The sequence below is a fragment of the Aromatoleum petrolei genome, assembly GCF_017894385.1.
GTDB lineage: Bacteria > Pseudomonadota > Gammaproteobacteria > Burkholderiales > Rhodocyclaceae > Aromatoleum > Aromatoleum petrolei.
Map to the genome: position 1 here is coordinate 914,126 of NZ_CP059560.1, position 24,425 is coordinate 938,550.

Here is a 24,425-nt window from a genome sequence, read left to right on the forward strand (position 1 = left end):
CGTCACCCCGCCGCGTTCGCTTCTCGCTGGAACAGGCGCCGGGTGCGGCTCACACGACCCATCAGCTCTTCCGGAGGACCGGATTCGAGCAGTCGCCCGGCCTCGACGTACCACACGAGGTCGGCCTGGATCATCCGCACGTAGCTGTGCGTGACCATCAGCGTCGTTCCGGCAAAGCTGTCGAGAATCTTCCCGAGACGACGCGCCGAGACGGGGTCGAGGTTTGCGTCGGCCTCGTCGAGTAGCAGCACCGAGGGTCTCCCGAGCAACGCCCGCGCCCACGCGATGCGCTGACGCTGTCCGTACGACAGATTGCCCCCTGCGTCCGCAACACGCGTGCGTGCGCCGTCCGGCAGATCCGCGAGCAGTTCGTCGATACCGCACAGGCCGGCCACACGGGCCACCTCGGCATCCGGGGCATTCGGCCAGCGATAGCGAAGATTGCGCTCGATCGAGCCGCGTAGCAGCGGCAGGTCGGGCATCACAGCCCCAAGAGCGCGGCGCAACTCGGACAGCCGATAGTGGCCGATCGGTACCCCGGCGACGCGGACTTCCCCACAGTCCGGTTCGAGCAGGCGAGCCGCCAGGCCGAGCAGCGTCGACTTGCCTGCCCCGCTCGGCCCGACAATCGCCACCATCGCCCCGGCAGGCGCGTGCGCGTTGAAGTTCCGCAATGCATTCCCGCTCGCCACGTCGCAGAACTCGATATCTACCGCCGTCCCGCAGACCGCAAGCGGCACCGGGCAAGCATGGCCGCCTTCCTGCGGCGGCGTAACGAACCGCGGGGCTGCAAGGAAGGTCGCGAGCTTTTCCATCGAAACGCGCGCCGAGCGCCAGTAGCCCAAAGCCTGGCCGAAATCGCGAAACGTCGGGGAGATCAAGCCGACGACAGTGATCGCGCCCACGACCTGCGACGCTTTCAGTTCGCCCGTCGCCACCTCGATTGCACCCGCGAGGAGCACCCCTGCGGTTGCGAAGGACGAACTGAACTCTGCCGCGGATTTCAGCAGGGCCATCCCACGTGTCTGCGCCACCATGGCCTCCGCGAGACCACTCCCCTGCCGCTCGATCAGGGCGCGTTCGCGCGCGACCTGATCGAACACCTGCACTACGGCTATCCCGCCGATCTTGTCATTCACGTTCGCCGTGAGGCGCGCCTGCCGCCGCCGCGCCTCACGCACCGCGGGATCGACGCGCTCGCTGAGGAGCGCCAGCGTGGCCGCCGCGCCGATGAAACCCGCGCTCGCGGCGAAGGCAATGACCCCATTCACCAGGGCCAGCACGGACAACGCTAAGCTTGCGCTCAACACGCCAACCGCAATTCTGGGCAAACCAAGGCTGATCCAGCGCCGGATCCCTTTTACATCGCCGACGAAGCGCAACAATGTCGCGCCGCGGCTGCGCGCCTGCATTCGCCGCGGCGATTGCCCCGCCATGCTGTCGTAAAGCGCGAGCCGCAGTTCCGAAGCGTAGTCCTGCCCCAGACGCTCGGCCTGCACCCGCTCCATCACGCGCAAGGCGGCGAGCGCGGCCCCGGCCCCCAGCAGCCCACCGATCAGAGCGAAGGCCACCCCCGAGCCCCCCGCACGCTGCTCGATCACGATGTCGAAGAAGCGATTCGTCAGCCAGGCGCAGACCAGCGCCACCACGGCCTGCGCAACCCCGTTGAGCCCCAGCCCCGCGAGCATCGTGCGCCGCGCCCCAGCCCACATGGGCGGCACAATGGACGCTGCGCCCGGCATCACATCGCTCCCACCGCCAAGCCTTCCGCGGCCCGAAAGCCCACGAAATCGAGAATCCCGGGGCTGCGCAGCGCGTCGAGATCGAGTACCTCGAGTCCGGTCGCATGGGCCGCCTCGCGCATCGCCAGCGGCGACGCCGTGAGGAGACCGCTCGCCGCGATCACGGGCAAACCCATCGCGCGCAAGGCGTGCACGCCGCCGGCCGACCCCATGGCATCACCGGCAGCGAAGACCACCGCGTCGACCGCATGCGCAAAGGCCGCCGACTTCAGCAAGTGCGCCGTCTCGCGCTGATAGAGTCCATCCGCGACTTCGAACACCACCACATCGGCGCCGCTCGCATACAGCACATCCAACAACGTGGTCATCACCCGCTCCACATCCTGGGGATCCGCGAGGTAGGTCGACGGCAGCCCCGCATCGGTGAAATCCAGCACCGACTGCGCGCCCGCATCGACCATCATCCAGATGTCGCAGCCCGCCCCCGTGCCCGTCACCTTGGCCGCCCCGACTCGCAGTCCGGCACCTGCAAAGCCGCGGATCAGGTTCGACGCCGTCTCGGTCTTGCCGGCGTTCATCGACGTTCCCACCACCGCGACCGTGAAGGCTCTCCGACCGTCAGAACGCGGCGAATCCAGGGCGAAGTCCGCGAGGTTGATCGGGCGCCCGTTGCGATCCCCAAGCAGTCCCAGGGGCTGCACGACCGTCGCACCGCGCATCTTGTCGTGACGCGTGATCACGCGTGCCGCGACACCGCCGCCCGCGACCATGTGGCAGGGCCCGAGGTCCGACGGCACCTCGGCCTCGAACTGGTCGGGCGCGTAGCGGTTGCCATACGCGAGGACGATTTCGTCGCCCTCGTACAGGCGCGCGCGTCGCCCGCAGGCGAGTTCAAGGTGGCGGTGCTGCCCGAGTTTGTCGACGCGCGCCAAGATCAAGTCCCCCACGCGCGGGGCACGCGAGCCTCCAAGAAGCGTGACGAACGCGGAAGCCGGGATCCGGCGGGTCGTGTACGGTGTCTTGAGACGGGCGACACGGCTGACATTGAGCAGGCTGACGTTGGGAGTGTTCATTTTCGGCCTCCGGAGCGGTTGGCTGCTGATTCCCGGACTCGAATGCCGGGTTCGCCAGTCCCTATGCACGCCCCGTGCCAGCCATGGAAAATCTTCCCACTCCCAACGATCACGCCCCTTTGCCGCCTTTACTGCCTCTGTGCGGCCGGATGGGGGAGCCCCCATCTGGGGCATATCCCCCATTTCTTCCTGCAAATTCGGGGGCTGCTACCCACCTGATTGTTCACTCGGACGCAGGCGGCAGCGCGGTCGTATCCGCGGGACGTCGGACGGCACACACACGCTGAACGACCGCAGCCTTCGGCCGCTCCACGATCCCCTGTTCGAACGCCAGCACGGTGAAATCCGCTCCCAGCACGCCGAGCAGCTCACCCGGCCGCAGCAGGAACTCGGGACTCGCGGGTCGCCCGAAGCGCTCGTTGCCCAGCATGAAAGTCTCGTAGATCAACACGCCCCCCGGCGCGACACATGCCAGCAGATCGGCGAAGCGCGGCCGGAACAGGTAATTCGTGACGACCACCGCGTCGAAGCCCTCCCCGGCCAGCGGCCACGGCCCATCCTCCAGATCCGCGCAACGCGCTTCGATACGCGGCACGCTCGCCAGCGTCGCGACCGCCTCCGCGTTGCGATCAACCGCCACAACGCGAAAGCCGCGCGCCGCAAACAGGCGGGCGTGGCGTCCGCCGCCGCAGGCGTAATCGAGCACCGTGCCGCCCGGCGCCACCAATGGCAGGAAGCGCCGCACCCACGCGGAAGGTTCGGCCGGGTGCGGATGGCTCGCCGCGATTGCCTCGCTCATCGATCGATGCCCGCCACGCAGATCGACTTGATCTCGAGATACTCGTCGATGCCGTACACCGAGCCCTCGCGCCCGAGACCCGACTGCTTGATGCCGCCGAAGGGCGACACCTCGTTCGACATCAGCCCGGTATTGACGCCCACCATGCCGTATTCGAGCTCCTCCGCCACGCGGAAGATGCGCCCCACGTCGCGCGAGAAGAAATATGCGGCCAGCCCGTACTCCGTATCGTTGGCCATGCGGATCGCCTCCTCCTCCGTGTCGAAGCGGAACAACGGTGCCACCGGACCGAAGGTCTCCTCCCGCGCGACCCGCATCGCCGGCGTCACGTCGGCCAGCACGGTCGGCTCGAAGAAGGACCCACCCAGCGAGTGGCGCCGCCCGCCGGTCATGATGCGCGCCCCCTTCTGCACCGCATCCGCAATGTGGCTCTCGACCTTGACCACCGCCGCATCGTCGATCAGCGGGCCGATGTTCACCCCCGAGGCAGTCCCGGGGCCGACGCGCAGCCCTTTCACGGCCTCGGCAAGGCGCTCGGCGAAGCGGTCGTAGATGCCCGACTGCACCAGCAGGCGGTTCGCGCACACGCAGGTCTGGCCCGCGTTGCGGTACTTCGACCCCATTGCGCCCTCCACCGCGGCATCGAGGTCCGCATCGTCGAACACGATGAAGGGCGCATTGCCACCGAGTTCCAGCGACAGCTTCTTCAGGGTCGGCGCACACTGTCCCATCAGCAGGCGGCCCACCTCGGTGGAACCCGTGAAGGACAGCTTGCGCACGACCGGGCTGGACGTCAGCTCCCCGCCGATCGCGACCGGATCGCCGGTGACGACGTTGAAAACCCCCTTCGGGAAGCCCGCCTGCTCCGCGAGCGCCATCAGCGCCAGCGCGGTGAGCGGCGTCTGCTCCGCGGGCTTCACGATCACCGTGCAGCCCGCTGCAAACGCAGGCGCGACCTTGCGCGTGATCATCGCCGCGGGAAAATTCCACGGCGTGATCGCAGCGCACACACCCACCGGCTGACGGATTGCCAGCAGGCGGCGATCCTGACCCACGGTCGGGATCACGTCACCCATCGTGCGTTTCGCCTCCTCGGCGAACCATTCGACGAAGGAGGCGGCATACGTGACTTCGCCCTTCGCCTCCGCCAGCGGCTTGCCCTGCTCGGCGGTCATGATCGCCGCCAGCTCGTCGGCCGCGTCGAGAATCAGCGCGAACCAGCGCCGCAGCAGCGCCGCACGCTCCTTCGCCAATGTGCGGCGCCACGCGGGCAGCACCGCATTCGCCGCCGCGATCGCGCGCGCCGTCTCCGCCGCCCCCATGTCGGGGACGTGCGCGATCGTTTCACCGGTGGCCGGATTGCGGACGGCGAAGGTCGCGCCCGAATCGGCGTCGGACCAGCTGCCGTCGATGTATGCCTGCTGGCGGAAATTGGGGTAGTCGGCGAGTGTCTTCATGATGGGGAAATGTGTCGATGTTGGCGCGAATGCCGCGGGAACGTAGATTCTAGTCGCGCCACCACGCCTGCGCACGGGAGCGCACGGCAGCGCCCGCCCCGCCACCTGCACGGGTTGCGGTTGATACGGACCCGATCTCGTTACCGTTTATGTCACAATAAGATTTGTGCACTGCGGTAAACTTGAGTTTCACCAATGGTGAACCAGACTGCATCACCACGGACACGATTCACGCGGCATGGCCGCCAACGCCCCCCGATCGGGCGAGGCCACTGACGAACCTGGATCCAGGCAAATGACAATGAAAGAAAAGCACTACCTCAGCCCGCTGCTCGAACCCAAATCGGTAGGGGTCATCGGCGCCAGCGAACGCGAGAACTCGATCGGCCACGTGGTCGTGCGCAACATGCTCGACGCGGGGTTCCGCGGGCGCCTGTTCGCGATCAATCCCAAGCACGAATCCGTGCTTGGCGTCCCCTGCCACAAGACCGTCGAAGACGTGCCGCATCGCCTCGACCTCGCCGTCATCGCCGTGCCGGCGGAAAAGGTTCTGACCGTGGTCGAAAGCTGCGGCCGCGCCGGGGTCAAGGCGATCATCATCCTGTCGGCGGGGTTTTCGGAAAGCGGCCCGCGCGGCGCCACGCTCGAGCGCCACGTCGTCGAGGCCGCCCGCCGCTACCGCATCCGCCTGCTCGGCCCCAACTGCCTGGGCATCATGCGCCCCGAACTGGGCCTCAACGCGACCTTTGCGCACGTCAGCGCCTTGAAGGGCACCATCGGCCTGATCTCCCAGTCGGGCGCGCTCGTCACCTCCATTCTCGACTGGGCCAAACCGAGCAACATCGGCTTCTCCACCGTCGTCTCGCTCGGCTCGTCGAGCGACGTCGATTTCGGCGAAATCCTCGAATTCATGATCTCGGACCCGCGCACCGAGAGCATCATCATGTACGTCGAAGGCATCCGCGACGCACGTCGCTTCATGAGCGCGCTGCGCGGCGCGGCCCGCGTGAAGCCGGTGCTGCTGATCAAGGTCGGTCGTCATCCCCAGGGCGCGCGCGCAATCCGCCTGCACTCCGGCTCGGTGAGCGGCGACGACGCCGTGTTCGACGCCGCACTGCGCCGCGCCGGCGTGATCCGCCTGTACAACATGGGCCAGCTCTTCGCCGCGGCGAACGCGCTGTTCGCGCACTTCCGCCCGCGCGGCAACCGTCTCGCCATCATCACCAACGGCGGCGGACCGGGTGTCATGGCCGTCGACCGCGCCGCGGATCTCAACATTCCGCTATCCGAATTCTCCGAAGCGACGATGGAGAAGCTCAATGCGATCCTGCCGCACGGCTGGTCGCGCGCCAATCCGATCGACATGCTCGGCGACGCCGACGTCGAGCGCTACCAGAAGACCGTGCAGGCCGTGCTCGAAGGCCAGAACGTCGACGGCGTGCTGGTGATGCTCACGCCGCAGGCGATCACCGACCCCACCGCCGTCGCCCAAGCCATCGTCGAGGTGGAAAAGACCGCGGACAAGCCGGTCGTCACGTGCTGGATGGGCGATGAGCTCGTGCGCGAAGGGCGCAAGGCCTTCGAAGCCGCCGGCATTCCCACCTTCCGCTCGCCCGAACCGGCCGTCGAGCTCTTCAGCCACCTGTCGGCGTACTACCGCAACCAGAAGCTGCTGATGCAGACCCCGGCCTCGTTGTCGCACCTGAAGCCGCCGAGCATCGAGAGCGCACGCCTCGTCATCGAGACCGCGCTGGCCGAGCGCCGCAATGTGCTCAACGAGATGGAATCCAAGGCGCTGCTCGCCGCCTTCCGCATCCCCATCGCGCAAACCGTCGTCGCGCGCTCCGCGACTGAGGCGATGGTACTGGCCGAAGAGATCGGCCTGCCCGTCGTCATGAAGATCGACTCGCCGTCGATCATCCACAAGGCCGATTCGGGCGGGGTGCGCCTCAACCTCGGCAGCCTCGCCGCGGTACGTACCGCCTACCAGGAAATCCTCGAAGACGTCCGCCGCAACAAGCCCGATGCGGCGATCAACGGCGTCGCGATCGAGCCCATGATCATGAAGCGCAACGGCCGCGAGCTGGTCGTCGGCGTGCGCCGCGATCCCGTCTTCGGACCGGTGATCACCTTCGGCGAGGGCGGCAACCGCGTCGAAGCCAACAAGGATCTCGCCGTCGCGCTGCCGCCGCTGAACAACTACCTCGTGCACGACCTCATCAAGTCGTCGCGCGTCGCCAGCCTGCTCGGCGAATTCCGTACCATGCCGCCCGTGAACATGGAGGCGCTGGAATTCGTGCTGCTGCGCGTCTCCGAAATGGTCTGCGAGCTGCCGTGGATCACGACACTGGAGATCAATCCCCTCATCGTGGACGAACACGGCGCCGTCGCCGTGGACGCGCGCGTCACGGTCGAGAACGTCTCGCCCTCGGTGGACCGCTACGCCCATATGGCGATCCACCCCTACCCCTCGCAGCTCACCAGCACCTGGACCCAGCCCGAGGGTACCGTCGTCACGATCCGCCCGATCAAGCCCGAGGACGCCGAACTGGAAGTCGAGTTCGTGCGCAAGCTGTCGTCCGAGTCCAAGTACTACCGCTTCATGAACACCATGCGCGAACTGCCGCCCGCGATGGTCGCGCGCCTCACGCAGATCGACTACGACCGCGAGATGGCCTTCCTCGCGACGATCCCCGGCGAGGATGGCGTGGCCGAGGTCGAGGTCGGCGTGTGCCGCTATGCGGTCAATCCCGACGGCGAATCCTGCGAGTTCGCGGTCGTCGTCGCCGACGACTGGCAACACCGCGGCCTTGCACGCAAGCTGATGGGCGTGCTGATCGACACCGCGCGCAACAAGGGCCTGCTCTACATGAACGGCGTCTTCCTCGCCAACAACGAGCGCATGCTCAAGTTCGTGCAGGGCCTCGGCTTCGTGCTCTCGAGCGACCCCGAGGACAGCACCGTCAAGCTCGGCGTGCTCGCGCTGCAGGACTGAAGGCCCACAATGCCCGCAAACATCGAAACCATCGACTTCCACGACCAGCCCGCAATTGCGCTCACGACGCAGGCGGGCGCCCGGGCCATCGTGTCGATTTTCGGCGCACAGGTCCTGTCGTGGATCCCCGCCGGCGGCCAGGAGCGTCTCTACCTCAGCCCCTCCGCCATCTACGACGGCAGCACCGCCATCCGCGGCGGCATCCCGGTGTGCTTCCCGCAGTTCGCCGGACTCGGCAAGCTCCCGAAGCACGGCATCCTGCGCACCCACCCCTGGGTGGTGGCCGAGCAGCGCACCGGTGACGACTTCGCGCTGGTGACGCTCCGCTTCGTCGAGACCGACGACACCTGGGCGATCTGGCCGAAGAATTTCGTCGCCGAACTCACCGTGGTGGTCGAGGGCGAGCGCCTCGACGTCGAATTCGAGGTCGAGAACACCGGCCACGCCCCCTTCGCCTTCACCGCCGCGCTGCACACCTACCTGCGCGTGCATGAGGTCGAGAACGCCCGCCTCGAAGGCCTCTACGGCCATGAATACCGCGACTCCGCCGATCACGACCGCATCAAGCGCGATTCGGGCGACGTCGTGGTCGTCGAGAACGAGACCGACCGCGTCTACCACGACGTCAAGCGCCCGCTGCTGCTGCGTGACGGCAGCCGCAGCCTGGGGATCAACGCCGAAGGCTTCCCCGACGTCGTCGTGTGGAACCCGTGGGAAGAACGCTGCGCCGCGCTCGCCGACATGCCCGCCAACGGCTTCCGCTACATGCTGTGCGTCGAGGCTGCCGCCGCGCGCCAGCGCATCGAACTCGACGCCGGCGAAAACTGGGTCGGGCGCCAGAGCCTGATCGCGCTCTGACGCGACAATTCCTGCAACCGGGCGGCGCTTGCGTAGGCCCGCCCGCCTGTTGCACCATCGCCCCCCTCGATACCCCTTTCCAGACAGACGGCGCTACCCGCGCACGCCAGCCACAACCCATGCTTCCCCCGATCGAACACCGCATCGCCGCCGAACTTGCCGCCCAGCCCCGTCAGGTCGTCGCTGCCATCCAGCTCCTCGACGAAGGCGCCACCGTGCCCTTCATCGCCCGCTACCGCAAGGAAGTCACGGGTGGCCTCGACGACACCCAACTGCGCAACCTGGAAGAGCGCCTCGGCTACCTGCGCGAGCTCGAGGATCGCCGCGCCGCCGTGGTCGCATCGATCACCGAGCAGGGCAAGATGACCGACGCGCTGGCCGCCGAGATCGCCTCCGCCGAGACCAAGCAGCGCCTCGAAGACCTGTACCTCCCGTACAAGCAGAAGCGCCGCACCAAGGCCCAGATCGCCCGCGAGGCCGGCATCGAGCCCCTCGCACTGGCCTTGCTGGAAGACCCGAACCTCGTCCCGGAAACGGAAGCCGAACGCTATTTCAATGCGGAAGCCGGCTTCGCCGACGTCAAGAGCGTGCTCGACGGCGCGCGCCAGATCCTCATCGAACGCTTCGCCGAGGACGCCGAACTGCTCGGCACCCTGCGTACCTGGCTGCAGGAGAACGGCCAGGTCAGCTCGACGGTGATCGAAGGCAAGGAGACGGAAGGCGCGAAATTCCGCGACTGGTTCGACTTCCGCGAGCCCATCGCGACGATGCCCTCTCACCGCGCGCTCGCATTGCTCCGCGGCCGCAACGAAGGCATGCTGCGCCTCGCGCTCACCGTCGACCAGCCCGACCCCGACGCCCCCCACCCGTGCGAAGGCCGCATCGCCGCGCGCTTCGCCATCCGCGATCAGGGCCGCCCGGCCGACCGCTGGCTGCGCGACAGCGTGCGCTGGGCGTGGAACGTGAAGATCTCGCTGCACCTCGAACTCGAACTGATGAACGTGCTGCGCGAGCGCGCCGAAGAGGAAGCGATCCGCGTGTTCGCCCGCAACCTCAAGGACCTGCTGCTCGCCGCCCCGGCCGGGGCGCGCTGCACGATGGGCCTCGACCCCGGCATCCGTACCGGCGTCAAGATCGCCGTCATCGACCGCACCGGCAAGCTCGTCGACACCGCGACGATCTACCCCTTCGAGCCGCGCCGCGACCGCGAAGGCTCGCTCGCAACGCTTGCCGCGCTGGCGAAGAAGCACGCCGTAGACTTGGTCGCGATCGGCAACGGCACCGCCTCGCGCGAAACCGACAAGCTCGTCGCCGACCTGATGGACGCCCTGCCGCAACTGCGCCTCACCCGCGTCACGGTGTCCGAAGCCGGCGCGTCCGTGTACTCGGCCTCCGAGCTCGCCGCACGCGAGTTCCCCGAACTCGACGTGTCGCTGCGCGGTGCCGTGTCGATCGCCCGCCGCCTGCAGGATCCCCTCGCCGAGCTCGTCAAGATCGACCCGAAGTCGATCGGCGTCGGCCAGTACCAACACGACGTCAATCAGTCGCGCCTTGCCAAGAGCCTCGACGCAGTCGTCGAGGACTGCGTAAACGCCGTCGGCGTCGACGTGAACACCGCCTCGGCGGCGCTGCTGGCGCGCATCTCCGGCCTCAACGCCACGCTCGCCGGCAACATTGTCGAGCACCGCGACGCCAACGGCCCCTTCCCCAACCGCGACGCTCTGAAGAAGGTGCCGCGCCTCGGCCCCAAGACCTTCGAACAGGCCGCCGGCTTCCTGCGCATCCCCAACGGCGACAACCCGCTCGACGCCTCCTCCGTCCACCCCGAAGCCTACCCGGTGGTGGAACGCATCCTCGCCAAGGTCAGCAAGAACGTGCGCGAGCTGATGGGCAACGCGAGCTTCCTCAAGACCCTGCGCCCGGTCGAATTCACCGACGAGCGTTTCGGCCTGCCGACCGTGCAGGACATCGTCGCCGAACTGGAAAAACCCGGCCGCGATCCGCGCCCCGAGTTCCGCACCGCGTCGTTCCGCGACGGCGTCGAGACGCTCAAGGACCTCGCGCCGGGCATGATGCTCGAAGGCGTCGTGACCAACGTCACCAACTTCGGCGCCTTCGTCGACATCGGCGTGCATCAGGACGGCCTCGTGCATATCTCCGCGCTGTCGGAGCGCTTCGTGAAGGATCCGCACAGCGTCGTGAAGGCCGGCCAGGTCGTGAAGGTCAAGGTGCTGGAAGTCGATCTCCCGCGCAACCGCATTGCGCTGACGATGCGCATGAGCGACGAACCGGCTGCACCCCGTCCGGCCGGCAGCGCGCGTGACAACGCCCCGCGCGGTCGCAGCGACAGCCCGCGGCAGGATCGCAACGCCCCGCGCGCCCCATCGCGCAGCAACGACCGCCCCGCCGCCGGCGGCGCGATGGCCGACGCGCTCGCGCGCGCGCTGCGCAAGTAAGCGCGCCACGCGGATGGACGCATGACGATGAGCACGACGATCTACGGCATCAAGAACTGCGACACGATGAAAAAGGCATTCACCTGGCTCGACACACAGGGTATCGCCTACACTTTCCACGACTACCGCAAGTCCGGCATTTCTCCCGATACGCTCGCACGCTGGTGCGACCGCCTTGGCTGGGAGGCGCTCGTCAACAAGCGCGGGACGACCTGGCGCAAACTCGATCCCGCGCAGCAGGACATCGCCTCCGCCGCCGACGCGATCGCGCTGATGGCTGCGCACACCAGCGTCATCCGCCGGCCGGTAGTCGAAACCGCGTCGGGCGAGATCGTCGCCGGATTCGACCCCGAACACCTCGCGGCGCTGTTCGCCCGGGAAGGAGCCCGTCCATGAAGGACCACAAGAGCTACGTGCGCCGTTTCCTCCTTGAGGATCTCGACATCCGCGGCGCCGTCGTGCGCCTGGACGACGTCTGGCAGGCGCTCCAGACGGGGCGCGACTACCCGCGCAATGTCGGCACCCTCCTCGGAGAGATGAGCGCCGTGTCGGCCCTCATCGCCGGCAACCTCAAGCAGGCGGGCCGCCTCACCTTCCAGGTGCAGGGACACGGCCCGGTGCGGCTGATGGTCATCGACTGCAATGAAGCTCTCAACCTGCGCGGCTTCGCAGCCTTCGACGAGCACGTTCCGGAAGGCGATCGCCTGTCGGAACTGGTCGGCGACGGCGTGCTGCAGCTCACCCTGGACGTGGAAGGCATGGACCAGCCTTACCAGAGCCTCGTCCCGCTCGAGGGCAACAGCATCGCCGCGGTGTTCGAGCATTACCTGCAGCAATCCGAACAGCAGCCGGCGGGCCTGTGGCTCGCATGCAACAAGGATGCCGCGGCCGCGCTGTTCCTGCAGAAGCTCCCCGGCGCCGACGAGCGCGACGAGGACGGCTGGTCGCGCGCGCACCAGTTCGCCCAGACCGTCACGCGCGAGGAACTCCTCGCGCTCGAACCCGAGATCCTGCTCGGCCGCCTGTTCGCCGAGGAAACCGTGCGCCTGTATGACGCCCGCCCGGTGCTCCACGATTTCCCGCCCGACCGCGACAAGATCATCGCGATGCTGCGCTCACTGGGCGAAAGCGAGGTGCGTCGCATCTACGCCGAGCATGGCGAGCTGATCGTGCGCGACGACCTGTCGAACCACGAGTACCGCTTCGAACCCGAAGAAATCGACGAATTCTTCAAGTCCGGACCGGGCGGCATCGAACCGCCCCCGACCCTGCACTGATGCGCGGCGCCGCACTCTTCCGGCGCATGACATCATGCACCGGAAGAGCCTTGCCCGAATCCCCAGTCGTCAGTAGACTTTGAGGTTTTTCGGCCTCTTCGCACCCATGTCCGCACCCAACGCCGCCCGTTCGATCGAGTTCCGCAACGCGACGCTCGGCGCCACCATCGCGGTCTTGCGCGAAACCGAACCGGCACGGCTCGCCGACGCCCTGCACCTGATGCTCGGCGGCATGCCCGATTTCTTCAACGGAGAGGCGGCAGTGCTGGATTTCTCCGGCGTGAGCTCGCATCCCGAACGCATCGATTGGATCGGTCTCGCGAGCCTGTTCCGCCGCTATCGGCTGCAGCCCGTCGGCGTGCGCAGCCTGCCCGAGGACCTCGCTGCATCGGCCCGTCAGGCCGGCCTCGCGATCCTCGACGGCGCCGAACTCCGGGAACGCCAGGGTGGCGCCGCGCCGGCACCGCAGGCCCGACCGGAACCCGCCCCCGCGGCTCAGCCCGCTCCGGCTCCGGCCGCGCCCCCAGCTCTGGGCGCGAACACTCTCTACATCGACCGTCCGCTGCGTTCCGGCCAGCAGGTGTATGCCCGCGGCGGCGACCTCGTGCTCCTCGCCGGCGTCAGCAACGGCTCCGAAGTCATCGCCGACGGCAGCATCCACTGCTACGGCCCGCTGCGCGGCCGCGCACTGGCCGGCGCGCAGGGCAACGCCGAAGCCCGCATCGTCACCACCAATTTCGGTCCCGAGCTGGTGTCGATCGCGGGCATCTACCGCACCTTCGAGCAGGGCATTCCCGCCGCCGTCGCGGGCCGGCCGACGCTCGTGCGTCTCACGGCCGACGACAACGAACAGAAACTTGACATCGCATCGCTGCAGCTCGGTTGAGCGCAGTCCAAACTCTCAGGAAGGACATACCGTGACTCGTGTCGTCGTCGTAACTTCGGGCAAGGGTGGCGTGGGCAAGACCACCACCAGCGCTGCGTTTTCCTCCGGCCTCGCCCTACGCGGCTTCAAGACGGCCGTCATCGACTTCGACGTCGGCCTGCGCAACCTCGACCTGATCATGGGCTGCGAGCGTCGCGTCGTGTATGACCTCATCAACGTCATCAACGGCGACGCCAAGCTCAACCAGGCGCTCATCAAGGACAGGCACTGCGACAACCTCTTCGTGCTGCCCGCCTCGCAGACGCGCGACAAGGATGCGCTGACCGAGGAAGGCGTCGAGAAGGTGATCCGCGACCTTGAGCACATGGGGTTCGACTACATCGTGTGCGACTCACCCGCCGGCATCGAACGCGGCGCGGTGCTCGCGCTGACCTTCGCCGACGAGGCCATCGTCACGACCAACCCCGAGGTTTCCTCGGTGCGCGACTCCGACCGCATCCTCGGCATCCTGCAGTCCAAGTCCCGCCGCGCCGAGGAAGGCAAGGAGCCGGTCAAGGAGCACCTGCTCGTCACCCGCTACTCGCCCAAGCGCGTCGAGGAAGGCGAAATGCTGTCGTACAAGGACGTGCAGGAACTGCTGCGCGTGCCGCTGATCGGCGTGATCCCCGAGTCGGAGTCCGTCCTTCAGGCCTCGAACCAGGGCACGCCTGCGATCCACCTCAAGGGAACCGACGTTTCCGAAGCCTACACCGACGTGGTCGCCCGCTTCCTCGGCGAAACCCGCGAGCTGCGCTTCGTGAATTACGAAAAGCCGGGCCTCATCAAGCGCCTGTTCGGAGGCAAGTAAGATGTCCTTCCTTGCCCGCCTCTTCGGCGAAAAGAAGAAGACGGCGGAGATCGCCAAGAACCGCCTGTCGCTGCTGATCGCACACGAGCGCAGCGGCGACGCGGCCAAGGCCGACTTCCTGCCCGCACTGCAGCGTGAACTGATCGAGGTGATCTCGAAGTACGTCGCGGTCAATCCGGACGACATCAAGGTGCACCTCGACAAGCAGGACAACTACGAAGTCCTGGAAGTCAATATCGTCCTGCCCGAACAGGCACGCTGACCCTCGGGGAGGGCCTCAGACACGGTGGGCGCGGATGAATCCGCGCCCACCTGGCCTTGCTCCGTTGATTCCGGTCAGGAGCCGGCCAGCAGCGCCTCTGCCGGCATGCCGACGCGCACGTTGCCCCACAGCCGGCCGCCGATCATAATCGGCATCGATATGTCGCACAGGATCTCGCCGGTATCGCGCATGAACGTCTGCAGCAGCAGCGGTTCGGTGTTCTTCGCCCCGCGCAGTTCCGCCACTCCCTCGAACTTGCGGCAAGTGCGGTTGCCGACCAGGTCCACCTCCCTGTTTCCGGTCAGCGGCTTCGAATACTTGAGGTTGTGTCCCGACAGATAGCTGTCGACATTCAGCCCTACGGCATAGGTGCAGCCCGGAATCGCCGCGAGGCATTCGTCGAGCAACTTCTGGCAGCGACGCGTGTACTCGTCGCCCCACGACACCTTGAACTTCTGCGGGTAGGTGTCCGGAATCGGCTGGTAGCGCCTGTCGAACACGTCGAAACGGTTGTTCTTCATGTCCTCGAGCTGGGCCTGGACACGATCGCGGAAAATCCGCGCCTGCTCAACGGCGTGATCGAATTCGCCCTTGCCGATCTTGAAGCGCGACACCAGTTCCTGCACCGATTCGGTCGCGCGGGCGAGCTTGTGCGTGCAGGCCTCGGACTCCTCCATGTGGCCTGCCACCGTGCCGGACAGATCGTGAATCGCGGTCACGTTGTCATGGACCTGGGCATTGGTCGCCGATAGCTGCTCCATCGCCGCCGCGATCTGCAGCAGTTGCTCGCCGGTCGTTTCGAACTCGCCGACCATGAACTGGAACTGCGTCGCCGAGCGGGCGACAACCTCACGCGCCTGCAGCACGTCGGCATTGATGACCTCGTTCTCCGCCCGCGTCGTCATCACCCGGCCGATCATGCCGTCGATGTTGCCGGTGATCTCCTCGGCCGCGGTATTCACACGCTCGGCCAGTTTGCGGACCTCGTCCGCGACGACCGCGAAGCCGCGCCCCGCCTCGCCCGCGCGCGCCGCCTCGATCGCCGCGTTGAGCGCAAGGAGGTTGGTCTGATCGGCGATCTCGCGGATCAGCTTGGCGATCTGCTTGACGCTTTCGGAGCGCGTGGACAGATCGTCCACCGTCGCATTGAAGTGCACCACCTTCTCGCTCACCGCATTGATCTTGTCCGAGATCTCGCGCATCTCCCCCAGCGAAGCCCGCGCGACCTCCAGATTCTTGGTCGTCGAGGCCGAGATCTGCTGCGTGCTCGCCGAAACGCTCTCGATCGCCGAGGTCGACTCGGTGCTCGCGCTGAACACCACTTCGGTGAGCTGGCCCTGCCGGCGTGCGTTGTTCGCCGCGCCTCCGACGCGCGATTTCACGACGACTGCGTCGCGCGCGATATTCACGCTCGACGTGCGCACGTCGCCAATGATCTGGCGCATCTTCTCGGCGAACTGGTTGTAGCTGAAGGCAAGATCGCGCAGCTCGTCGTGCGTGACGAGCGGCAGGTTGCGCGAGAAGTCACCCTCGCCGCGCGCGATCTCATTGAAGATGCCGGTGATGATGCGCACCGGCCGGACGATGAGGTGCCGGATGTAGACGATCTGGCCGACGTTGATAATGAGGGCCACGGCCGTCAGGATCAGCATCAGGTACAGCCCTCCCTCGAGGGAACCGGCGACCTGCTGCGCCAGTTCGGGCGAGACCTTGCCCGCCTCGAGCAGGGTTCGGACCTCGGTCTTCTGGTTCAGGTAGATCCCGAGATACACCACGTCGATGAAGAACAGCAGCAGGAAGCTGCACAGCTTCTTCGTGAGCGAGTTCCAGAACGTTTTTTCGATCGTCTCGTACAGGCTATCGGGCGAGCCCATCTTTTCTCTCCGCTATCGATTTTGTTCGAATATATCGCGACTATCGGCCACAACCGGGCGACACTTTAGCGCCAAGAGCAAATTCGTAGCGCGGTCCGCAGCATGATGCTAGACGGCTTGCATTTGCCGGGTACCTTCGGGCATGCCACAATTGTCTTTTTTCGCCGCAACCTGCCGATTCGATTCATGAGCGACCAGAACAACAACCCCGCCAGCGCACCCGACGAGAACCACATCATCGCCGAGCGGCGTGAAAAACTGGCCGCCTGGCGCGCCACCGGCCGCGCCTTCCCGAACGACTTCTCGCGCGAAAACACCGCCGGCAAGCTCGACGAGCTGTACGGCGACAAGGAACCGGAAGCCCTCGACGCCAATCCGGTCGAGGTCAAGGTCGCCGGCCGCGTGATGCTCAAGCGCGTCATGGGCAAGGCCAGCTTCATCACCATCCAGGACCTGTCCGGGCGCATCCAGCTCTACGTCACGCGCGACGCGGTCGGCGAAGTGGTGTACGCCGACTTCAAGCACTGGGACATCGGCGACATCGTCGGCGCAGTCGGCACCGTGTTCAAGACGCGCACCGGCGAGCTGTCGGTGAAAGTGTCGGAAGTGCGCCTGCTCACCAAGAGCCTGCGCCCCCTGCCGGACAAGTTCCACGGCCTCACCGACGTCGAGCAGAAGTACCGCCAGCGCTACGTCGACCTGATCATGAACGAGCAGACGCGCTTCACGTTCGTCGCGCGCAGCCGCATGGTGCAGTCGATCCGCAACTACATGGTCAACCACGGCTTCCTCGAAGTCGAGACGCCGATGATGCACCCCATCCCCGGCGGCGCGGCGGCCAAGCCCTTCACGACCCACCACAATGCGCTGGACATGGAACTGTTCCTGCGCATCGCGCCCGAGCTCTACCTCAAGCGCCTGGTGGTCGGCGGCTTCGAGAAGGTCTTCGAGGTCAACCGCAACTTCCGCAACGAAGGCCTGAGCCCGCGCCACAACCCCGAATTCACGATGATGGAGTTCTACGAGGCCTACGCGGACTACCGCAGCCTGATGAACTTCACTGAAGGCCTGCTGCGCCAGGCAGCCCGCGAGGCGCTGGGCACCGAGGTATTCGTGTATCAGGGCCGCGAGCTGGACCTCTCCAAGCCTTTCGCGCGCCTGACCATTGTCGAGGCGATCCGCAAGTACCACCCGGGCTACACCGTCGAGCAGCTCAACGACGCCACCTGGGTGCGCAACAAGCTCACCGACCTGAAGGCCGAGCCGCGTGCCGGCGCCGGCCTCGGCACGTTGCAGCTGATGCTGTTCGAAGAGACCACCGAGGCCGAGCTGTGGGAGCCGACCTTCATCATCGACTACCCGGCCGAGGTCTCGCCGCTCGCGCGCCGCAACGACGCCAATCCCGAGATCACGGAACGCTTCGAACTCTTCATCGTCGGCCGCGAGATCGCCAACGGCTTCTCCGAGCTCAACGACCCCGAAGACCAGGCAGCGCGCTTCCTCGATCAGGTCAAGGCCAAGGAAGCCGGCGACGAGGAGGCGATGTTCTTTGACGCCGACTACATCCGCGCACTCGAATTCGGCCTGCCCCCGACCGGCGGATGCGGCATCGGCATCGACCGCCTCGTGATGCTGCTCACCGACAGCCCCAGCATCCGCGACGTGATCCTCTTCCCGCAAATGCGAACGGAATAATCTGGACACCGCAGCGAATACAGGGCGCCGAAAGGCGCCCTGTCCTTTTCGGGGTACTTTTTTTTCATTGTCCCGGCCGACGCCCATGCCCATCGAACCCGCCCGCCTGACCTTCACCGAGGACGGCACGCCCTGCTCCGACGCCTTCGGCGACGTCTATCACTCGCGCGACGGCGGGTTCGAGCAGGCACGGCACGTGTTCATCGGCGGCAATGGCCTGCCGGAGCGCTGGCAGGGGCGCGAACGCTTCACGATCGTCGAGACCGGCTTCGGGCTGGGGCTCAACTTCCTCGCAACCTGGGCGGCCTGGCGCGAGGATGCGCAGCGCTGCGATCGGCTGCATTTCGTGTCGGTGGAACGTCACCCCTTCCGCCGCGAGGATCTCGCCACGCTGCACGCGCGCTGGCCCGGGTTGGCACCGCTCGCGGCTGAGCTGCAGGAACACTGGCCCGTGTTGACACCAGGGACCCACCGTCTGCACCTCGATGCGGGCCGGATCGTGCTGACCCTGCTGTTCGGCGACGCGCTGGACCTGATGCCCGAACTCCAATGCCGCGCCGACGCCTTCAATCTGGACGGCTTCTCGCCCGCGACAAACCCGCAGCTGTGGTCGACCGAACTGCTGCGCGAACTGCCGCGCCTGGCGGCGCCCGGCGCCACGCTCGCGACTTGGTCGGTGACGGGTGCCGTGCGACGCGCGCTGGGCGACCTGGGTTTCCGCTGCGAGAAGGTTGCCGGATTCGGCGGCAAGCGCGAGATGCTGCGAGCCAGGTTCGGAGCGGCCGGCGACGCCGCCACGGCGGGCACGCCCCGCCATGCACTGGTGATCGGGGCCGGACTCGCCGGCAGCAGCATCGCCAACCGCCTCGCCGAGCGCGGCTGGACCGTCGATGTCGTCGACGCCGCACCGGAGGCGGCACAAGGCGCCTCGGGCAATCTCAGCGGCGTGCTCCGTCCGCTGCCCAGCCTCGACGACAACCGCCTCGCCCGCATCACCCGTGCGGGCGCCCTGTACGGCCTGCGCCACCTGCATCGGCTCAGCGCGCGCGGCCTGCCGGTGCGTTGGGACGCATGCGGGGTGCTCCACCTCGCACGCGACCCGATGCACGAAGAAAAGCAGCGGCGCGTGGTGGAAGCACAGCAGGCACCCGAGGAGTATCTTCGCTTCGTCGCAAGCGAAGAGGCCTCGCGTATTGCGGCCTGGCCGCTGCCGCTGGGCGGATGGTGGTTTCCAGCCGGCGGCTGGGTCAATCCGCCGAGCTTGTGCAGGGCGAACCTTGCCGCCTTTCCGGAAGCGATCCGCTGCCACTTCGGCCGCGATGTCGCCGCGCTGGAGGCGGATGCGGGAGGCTGGCGTGCCCTCGACACCGACGGCGGCGTGATCGCCGCTGCACCCGTCGCGATTCTCGCGAACGGTGTCGGCATCCGGCGCTTCCCGCAGGCAGCCGCCCTGCCCGTGCGCAGCGCACGCGGCCAGGTGAGCCACCTCCTGGCACAGGCGGACAGCGCGCCGCGCGTGGTCGTGTGCCGCCTCGGCTACGTCAGCCCGGCAATCGATGGCGTGCGCAGCGCCGGCGCCACATTTTCGGTGGATGACGACGACCCCGCACTGCGCATGAGCGATCACCGCGAGAATCTCGCCAAGCTCGACTTCATCCTGCCTGGTTTCGCCGCAGCGTTCGATCCGACCCACCTCGACGGACGGGTCGGATTCCGCCCCGCATCGCCAGACCGGCTGCCGATGGTCGGCGCCGTTCCGGCGGTGCAGCAGACCGATCGCGCGAGCCCGCTGTCCTCCATTCCTCGCCACCCCGGCCTATACGCCGTCGAAGGCTTCGGAGCTCGCGGGCTGGTCTGGGCCGCACTCGCGGCCGAACTGCTGGCAAGCGAACTCGCGGGCGACCCCCTGCCGCTGGAACGCTCGCTGGTGGAGGCGCTCGATCCGGCGCGCTACCTGTTGCGCCCGCCACGCCGCGCGATGGCGGACGAATGACGACAAGCGGACGATACATCGCGTTACACACTGGTACAGGGTTCCGGGTATAGGTCCGGGAATCTCCCCCCGGTATGATCGTTGGTTTTGAAGCTTGGCCGTGAAGCCGGTTTCAGCCATGCCGTCCGTATGACGACGGAACGCGCCATCAGGAGACATGCGCTGCCCCGCATTGTACTGTGGGGCGCACAGGCGCGGCCCATTCCCGCTGCTTGAGGCGATACGTCCGAATTCGGACACGCGGCAGAACGCGTGTCATGTCCGCATTTTCTCGCTGCGACAAAGGTATCGGCAGGAAACCGGGCGGGGCGCTGGGGGCGAATGCAACTCTAATGAATATCTTGGCCGGCGCACTAGAATGAAAATGATTCTCACGGATTTCGCGGCGTCCGGAAACGTGAGCATGAAGCGTTTCGCGCGCGTGCACTCGGCTTGGGCGCCAAGCACCAGAGTGATTCCTGCGTCGATCTGACCCCTGTGAGGTTGTCATGCCCCGGGAGATGCCCGACCCACCCAACGTCGAAGAAGTCCTCCGCGCAAGCGAAGCTCGCCTGCACGAAGCGCAGGCCGTCGGGCGCATGGGCGACTGGGAGCTGGATCGCGACAGCGGCGCCATGAGCTGGTCGCCACAGCTGTTCCGCCTGTTCGAACGGCCCAGCAGCCAGGGCATCCCCGACCTCAATGAAGCCCTGGGCTATTACTCGCTCGAATCCGTGGAGCTCACGCGAGCTGCTTTCTGGGAGGCGATCGACACCGGGGCGCGGCTGGAACTCGAGCAGACCGTGCATCTGCCCTCGGGCGCCGAGCGCTTCCACGCAACGACAATCGTACCGGTCAAGAATCACCGCGGTCGGGTCTACAAGCTCTACGGCACGACCCAGGACATCACCGAACGCAAGCTTGCGGAACAGGAGTTGCGGCGCAAGACCTTCGAGATCGAAGATCTCTACCAGAATGCGCCCTGCGGCTACTATTCACTCGACGCGGACGGGATGATCATCCGCATCAACGAGACGCTGCTACGCTGGCTGGGGCATGACCGCGACGAAATCGTCGGCCGCATGCGTGCCTTCGAACTGTTCAGCCCCGCAAGCCGCGCACTGTTCGGACAGGTGTTCCGCACGTTCAAGAAGACCGGCCTCCTGCGCAACATGGACATAGAGCTACTGCGCAGGGACGGCTCGTCGCTGCCCGTGCTGCTCAGTTCGACTGCCATCTTCGACGCGCAAGGCAACTTCGTCGCGAGCCGGACAGTGCTTTCCGACAATTCCGACCGCAAGCAACTGGAACTCGAACGCGCGGCCCACGCGGCGCGGCTCGCCGAGCTCTCGCGCCACATGGTCGACGTGCAGGAGAACGAGCGCCGCAAGTTCGCCGCCGAACTGCATGACCACACCAGCCCCAACCTCGCGGCGCTGCAACTCACGCTCACGAACCTCGCACGCGCGCTGCCTGCGCCCGTTCTTGCGGAACTCGAACCCCTGCTCGACGATGCGCAGGCGCTGCTGCTGGACACCATCACGGGCATCCGCGACGTCTGCACCAACCTCCGCCCGGCGACCCTGGATTATGCAGGCCTGATTCCGGCTGTACAGGACTACGCGCAGCAGTTCCGCCAGCGAACCGGCATCGCCGTGCATCTCGATACCACCCATTTCACCATGCAATTGCCCTCCAACGTCCAGTCACTGCTCTTCCGCATCACCCAAGAGGCGCTGACGAACTGCGCAAAGCACGCACGCGCGACGAACATCCGCATCCAGCTGGAGAACTCCGATAGTCTTCTCTGCATGGAAGTCGCCGACGACGGCGTCGGCTTCGACCCCCACCACCTCGGCGAGTCCGGTACGGCACCGGGACTGGGTCTGATCACCATGAAGGAGCGCGCCGAATTCGCGGGCGGCGCTTTCGAGCTGAAATCCGCCCCGGATGCCGGAACCGCAATCCGGGTCAGCTTCGACCTCCAGGCGGGAGAGTTCCGCAGGCAGCCGCGGCCGGCAAGAAACCAGGTCGTGGAACACTCGATCAGCGCGGGGCGTGTATGAACGGCGGAAAGATCCAGGTCGCGCTGGCGGACGATCACCGCATGTTCCTGCACGCCTTGCGTGCGATGCTGGAGAAGGAGCCCGGGATCGAAGTGATCGGCGTGGCGGGTACCGGCGACGAGCTTCTGGCCCTCGTCTCGACCAAGCAGGTAGACATCGCTTGCATCGACATCGGCATGCCGGCAATGAACGGAATAGAGACGACTCGCCGCCTGCTGGCCATCCGGCCGAATCTCAAGGTCATCGGCGTGTCGGCCTTCTCGGACCGGCAGTTCGTACTCGATCTCCTCAACGCCGGCGCGAAGGGCTACGTCACCAAGGCCGAGGCGGGCGAGGAGCTGTTGCGCGCGATCCATACGGTGCAGCAAGGCAAGACCTACCTCTGCCCCGACGTGGCCGCGACGGTGGCAAGCGCCCTGCTCGACAATACGCCGCGCGACACCTCGATGCCGCGGGTCACGGCCCGCGAACGCCAGGTACTGCAATTGATCGCCGAGGGGCATACATCGGGACGCATTGCGGAACGCCTGCATCTGGCTGCGTCGACGGTCGAGGTGCACCGCCGCAACATCATGCGGAAACTCGATCTGCACAGCGTTGCCGAACTCACCAAGTATGCCATCCGCAACGGCATCACGACGATATCGGGATAGAGTCGAACCCGGGAAAAAATACCTGTAAACAGGTATCCAAAACACGCAGAAAGATGTATGTCATGAGCAAGGCGGGCGACGTAGCATTCCCCTTCGCTTTGCCCTACGCCAAAACGACGGAGATCGGACGGCGCCCATGATCACATACAGCCGAGGAGAGCTTGACGTGAACACTCTTGTAACGACGCAGAAACTGGCGAAAGCCGCGAACGGCAACATCGAGGCCTTCCAGACGCTCGCCGACACCATCCTGAATGCGACCGAACGCCTGATGGCGCTCAACATCGATGCCGCCCGCAATGCCTGCGCGTGCATGTCGGCAAGCGCAGCACCCGTGGTGGAGGGCGACATGCGCGAGCAGTTCGCCTCGCGCCTCACGGTGCAGAACCGGTCGCTGGAACAGGCCGCCGAGTACTTCCGCAACATCAACGTGCTGTTCGTCGAAACCCAGGGTGAGATCGCCGCCTTCGGCACCCGCCAGTTCGACGAAGCCGCGCGCGGCCTGGGCGAGTTCGTGGAGCAGTTTGCCCACAGCGCCCCTGCGGGCACCAACGAGTTCGTGAATGCTATGAAGACCGCGATGAGCAACGCGAGCGCTGCTTACGAGAGCTTCGTCAAGACCAGCCGCGACGTGGCGGAGACCAACCTCGCAGCCGCCAGCAATGCACTGCAGCCCATTCTGACGGCACCGGCGAGCAACGCCAAGGGCCGCAAGGCAGCCTGAGCTGAGCGCACGCAGACGCCCTGCATCCAGGCTGCAGGGTACACGAGGGGGCCGTCGGCCCCCTTTTTCATGCGCCGCATCTGCCAACGCCGGCTCAGGTCTGGTATTCGCCCCCTGCCCGTTCGAGCTTCAGCAATTCGATGCGGAACGTAGGCTCGTAGGGCGGCACGTTGCATTCGACAATGTCCGGCGGCGCCACCTGCAGGCGGACCCCCACCACATCGGCGTGGATCGGCAGCCGGGTGACGCAACGGTCGGCAAGGGTCACGACAATGATCTGCCGCGGCTGTTTCTGCGCCAGCCAGGCCACCGCCCGCAGCATCGAATTCCCGGTATACAGCACGTCATCGACCACCACCACGGTGTAGTCCTTCAGGTCCAGCGAACGCTGTTGCTCGTTCTCGTCGAGGCGGGTTTCGGGATGGAGCAGCGTCAGGTCGTCTTCGTAACGCTTGATGCGCAGATCGAGGCGCAGCGGTGGCGGCACCCCGTGGTGGCGCTGCAGGGCAGCGACCAGTCGGTCGGCCAGCGGCGCGCCACGGCGCAGGATGCCGACAACGGCGACGGGATCCGCGCGGTCAAGCCGCGTTGCGAGCCTTTGTGCCATTTCCGCGAGGACCAGCTCGAGCTGGGTTTCGTCGTAAAGACAGGTTCGCAATCCGCGTGGGCGTTCCATGTGCGCCTCCGGTCAGGCCCGCACGCGCGGCGGGCGATGCGGATACTATAACGCCGCACCTGAACGGCTGCGCGCCGACATTCCCGACCGGCCGCAGCGGCCGATTTTTTTGC

General features: G+C 66.5%; 19 protein-coding genes. 13 read left to right on the plus strand and 6 right to left on the minus strand.

From position 1 onward, the window contains the following. Positions 1 to 2: 2 nt before the first annotated feature. From ToN1_RS04155 to ToN1_RS04170, 4 genes are all read right to left on the minus strand, one after another. Positions 3 to 1,742: an ABC transporter ATP-binding protein gene (locus ToN1_RS04155; RefSeq protein WP_210148016.1), complete on the minus strand. Its 1,740-nt coding sequence runs from the start codon at positions 1,740 to 1,742 to the stop codon at positions 3 to 5. After that, on the minus strand, positions 1,742 to 2,815 hold the full coding sequence (locus ToN1_RS04160) for a P-loop NTPase family protein (RefSeq protein WP_169207138.1): 1,074 nt from the start codon (positions 2,813 to 2,815) through the stop codon (positions 1,742 to 1,744). The genes ToN1_RS04155 and ToN1_RS04160 overlap by 1 nt, the downstream gene beginning before the upstream one ends. A gap of 223 nt (positions 2,816 to 3,038) precedes the next feature. Then, the gene (locus ToN1_RS04165; RefSeq protein ID WP_169207139.1) at positions 3,039 to 3,614 is read right to left on the minus strand and encodes a class I SAM-dependent methyltransferase; all 576 of its coding nucleotides are present in this window, start codon (positions 3,612 to 3,614) and stop codon (positions 3,039 to 3,041) included. Next, the gene (locus ToN1_RS04170; protein ID WP_169207140.1) at positions 3,611 to 5,071 is read right to left on the minus strand and encodes an NAD-dependent succinate-semialdehyde dehydrogenase; all 1,461 of its coding nucleotides are present in this window, start codon (positions 5,069 to 5,071) and stop codon (positions 3,611 to 3,613) included. The genes ToN1_RS04165 and ToN1_RS04170 overlap by 4 nt, the downstream gene beginning before the upstream one ends. Before the next feature lie 301 nt (positions 5,072 to 5,372). Between ToN1_RS04170 and ToN1_RS04175 the strand changes: the two genes are divergently transcribed. The 8 genes from ToN1_RS04175 to minE all read left to right on the plus strand — a co-directional run bounded on the left by ToN1_RS04175 (position 5,373) and on the right by minE (position 14,652). Continuing rightward, the gene (locus tag ToN1_RS04175; protein ID WP_169207184.1) at positions 5,373 to 8,066 is read left to right on the plus strand and encodes a bifunctional acetate--CoA ligase family protein/GNAT family N-acetyltransferase; all 2,694 of its coding nucleotides are present in this window, start codon (positions 5,373 to 5,375) and stop codon (positions 8,064 to 8,066) included. Between the two features lie 9 nt (positions 8,067 to 8,075). Continuing rightward, positions 8,076 to 8,924: a D-hexose-6-phosphate mutarotase gene (locus ToN1_RS04180; RefSeq protein WP_169207141.1), complete on the plus strand. Its 849-nt coding sequence runs from the start codon at positions 8,076 to 8,078 to the stop codon at positions 8,922 to 8,924. Positions 8,925 to 9,043: 119 nt separating this feature from the next. Further along, positions 9,044 to 11,380, plus strand: coding sequence for a Tex family protein (locus ToN1_RS04185; protein ID WP_169207142.1), 2,337 nt, complete (start codon positions 9,044 to 9,046; stop codon positions 11,378 to 11,380). A gap of 27 nt (positions 11,381 to 11,407) precedes the next feature. Beyond that, the gene (locus ToN1_RS04190; RefSeq protein ID WP_169207185.1) at positions 11,408 to 11,776 is read left to right on the plus strand and encodes an ArsC family reductase; all 369 of its coding nucleotides are present in this window, start codon (positions 11,408 to 11,410) and stop codon (positions 11,774 to 11,776) included. After that, a complete protein-coding gene (gene hslO, locus ToN1_RS04195; protein ID WP_169207143.1) occupies positions 11,773 to 12,657 on the plus strand; it encodes an Hsp33 family molecular chaperone HslO in 885 nt (294 codons plus the stop codon). The genes ToN1_RS04190 and hslO overlap by 4 nt, the downstream gene beginning before the upstream one ends. A gap of 106 nt (positions 12,658 to 12,763) precedes the next feature. Next, entirely contained in the window at positions 12,764 to 13,543 is a 780-nt protein-coding gene (gene minC, locus ToN1_RS04200; protein ID WP_169207144.1) for a septum site-determining protein MinC, read from the plus strand. A 70-nt stretch (positions 13,544 to 13,613) separates the two neighbouring features. Then, complete coding sequence (gene minD / locus ToN1_RS04205) at positions 13,614 to 14,390, plus strand: septum site-determining protein MinD (protein WP_244861115.1); 777 nt, start codon at positions 13,614 to 13,616, stop codon at positions 14,388 to 14,390. A 1-nt stretch (position 14,391) separates the two neighbouring features. After that, positions 14,392 to 14,652, plus strand: a complete 261-nt coding sequence (gene minE / locus ToN1_RS04210) for a cell division topological specificity factor MinE (RefSeq protein ID WP_169125577.1) — start codon at positions 14,392 to 14,394, stop codon at positions 14,650 to 14,652. 74 nt (positions 14,653 to 14,726) lie between these two features. On the opposite strand, the gene ToN1_RS04215 is transcribed toward minE, so the two are convergent. Further along, on the minus strand, positions 14,727 to 16,526 hold the full coding sequence (locus ToN1_RS04215; protein WP_169207145.1) for a methyl-accepting chemotaxis protein: 1,800 nt from the start codon (positions 16,524 to 16,526) through the stop codon (positions 14,727 to 14,729). Positions 16,527 to 16,712: 186 nt separating this feature from the next. On the opposite strand from ToN1_RS04215, the gene lysS reads away from it, so the two are divergent. The 5 genes from lysS (at position 16,713) to ToN1_RS04240 (ending at position 23,636) form a co-directional block, all read left to right on the plus strand. Then, the gene (lysS, locus tag ToN1_RS04220) at positions 16,713 to 18,221 is read left to right on the plus strand and encodes a lysine--tRNA ligase (RefSeq protein WP_169207146.1); all 1,509 of its coding nucleotides are present in this window, start codon (positions 16,713 to 16,715) and stop codon (positions 18,219 to 18,221) included. Between the two features lie 85 nt (positions 18,222 to 18,306). Continuing rightward, on the plus strand, positions 18,307 to 20,214 hold the full coding sequence (gene mnmC, locus ToN1_RS04225; protein ID WP_169207147.1) for a bifunctional tRNA (5-methylaminomethyl-2-thiouridine)(34)-methyltransferase MnmC2/FAD-dependent 5-carboxymethylaminomethyl-2-thiouridine(34) oxidoreductase MnmC1: 1,908 nt from the start codon (positions 18,307 to 18,309) through the stop codon (positions 20,212 to 20,214). Between the two features lie 488 nt (positions 20,215 to 20,702). Continuing rightward, the gene (locus ToN1_RS04230) at positions 20,703 to 22,259 is read left to right on the plus strand and encodes a PAS domain-containing sensor histidine kinase (RefSeq protein WP_169207148.1); all 1,557 of its coding nucleotides are present in this window, start codon (positions 20,703 to 20,705) and stop codon (positions 22,257 to 22,259) included. Continuing rightward, positions 22,256 to 22,912, plus strand: a complete 657-nt coding sequence (locus ToN1_RS04235) for a response regulator (protein ID WP_169207149.1) — start codon at positions 22,256 to 22,258, stop codon at positions 22,910 to 22,912. Before ToN1_RS04230 ends, ToN1_RS04235 begins: the two co-directional genes overlap by 4 nt. Before the next feature lie 166 nt (positions 22,913 to 23,078). Then, on the plus strand, positions 23,079 to 23,636 hold the full coding sequence (locus ToN1_RS04240; protein ID WP_169207150.1) for a phasin family protein: 558 nt from the start codon (positions 23,079 to 23,081) through the stop codon (positions 23,634 to 23,636). A 94-nt stretch (positions 23,637 to 23,730) separates the two neighbouring features. On the opposite strand, the gene ToN1_RS04245 is transcribed toward ToN1_RS04240, so the two are convergent. Next, positions 23,731 to 24,312: a phosphoribosyltransferase family protein gene (locus ToN1_RS04245; protein ID WP_169207151.1), complete on the minus strand. Its 582-nt coding sequence runs from the start codon at positions 24,310 to 24,312 to the stop codon at positions 23,731 to 23,733. Between the last annotated feature and the right edge of the window lie 113 nt (positions 24,313 to 24,425).

Excerpts from the sequence above, each read along its gene's own strand:
- ToN1_RS04155 (WP_210148016.1), bottom strand. The coding sequence starts at position 1,742 with ATGCCGGGCGCAGCGTCCATTGTGCCGCCCATGTGGGCTGGGGCGCGG.
- ToN1_RS04160 (WP_169207138.1), bottom strand. The coding sequence starts at position 2,815 with ATGAACACTCCCAACGTCAGCCTGCTCAATGTCAGCCGTGTCGCCCGT.
- ToN1_RS04165 (WP_169207139.1), bottom strand. The coding sequence starts at position 3,614 with ATGAGCGAGGCAATCGCGGCGAGCCATCCGCACCCGGCCGAACCTTCC.
- ToN1_RS04170 (WP_169207140.1), bottom strand. The coding sequence starts at position 5,071 with ATGAAGACACTCGCCGACTACCCCAATTTCCGCCAGCAGGCATACATC.
- ToN1_RS04175 (WP_169207184.1), top strand. The coding sequence starts at position 5,373 with ATGAAAGAAAAGCACTACCTCAGCCCGCTGCTCGAACCCAAATCGGTA.
- ToN1_RS04180 (WP_169207141.1), top strand. The coding sequence starts at position 8,076 with ATGCCCGCAAACATCGAAACCATCGACTTCCACGACCAGCCCGCAATT.
- ToN1_RS04185 (WP_169207142.1), top strand. The coding sequence starts at position 9,044 with ATGCTTCCCCCGATCGAACACCGCATCGCCGCCGAACTTGCCGCCCAG.
- ToN1_RS04190 (WP_169207185.1), top strand. The coding sequence starts at position 11,408 with ATGAGCACGACGATCTACGGCATCAAGAACTGCGACACGATGAAAAAG.
- hslO (WP_169207143.1), top strand. The coding sequence starts at position 11,773 with ATGAAGGACCACAAGAGCTACGTGCGCCGTTTCCTCCTTGAGGATCTC.
- minC (WP_169207144.1), top strand. The coding sequence starts at position 12,764 with ATGTCCGCACCCAACGCCGCCCGTTCGATCGAGTTCCGCAACGCGACG.
- minE (WP_169125577.1), top strand. The coding sequence starts at position 14,392 with ATGTCCTTCCTTGCCCGCCTCTTCGGCGAAAAGAAGAAGACGGCGGAG.
- ToN1_RS04215 (WP_169207145.1), bottom strand. The coding sequence starts at position 16,526 with ATGGGCTCGCCCGATAGCCTGTACGAGACGATCGAAAAAACGTTCTGG.
- lysS (WP_169207146.1), top strand. The coding sequence starts at position 16,713 with ATGAGCGACCAGAACAACAACCCCGCCAGCGCACCCGACGAGAACCAC.
- mnmC (WP_169207147.1), top strand. The coding sequence starts at position 18,307 with ATGCCCATCGAACCCGCCCGCCTGACCTTCACCGAGGACGGCACGCCC.
- ToN1_RS04230 (WP_169207148.1), top strand. The coding sequence starts at position 20,703 with ATGCCCCGGGAGATGCCCGACCCACCCAACGTCGAAGAAGTCCTCCGC.
- ToN1_RS04235 (WP_169207149.1), top strand. The coding sequence starts at position 22,256 with ATGAACGGCGGAAAGATCCAGGTCGCGCTGGCGGACGATCACCGCATG.
- ToN1_RS04245 (WP_169207151.1), bottom strand. The coding sequence starts at position 24,312 with ATGGAACGCCCACGCGGATTGCGAACCTGTCTTTACGACGAAACCCAG.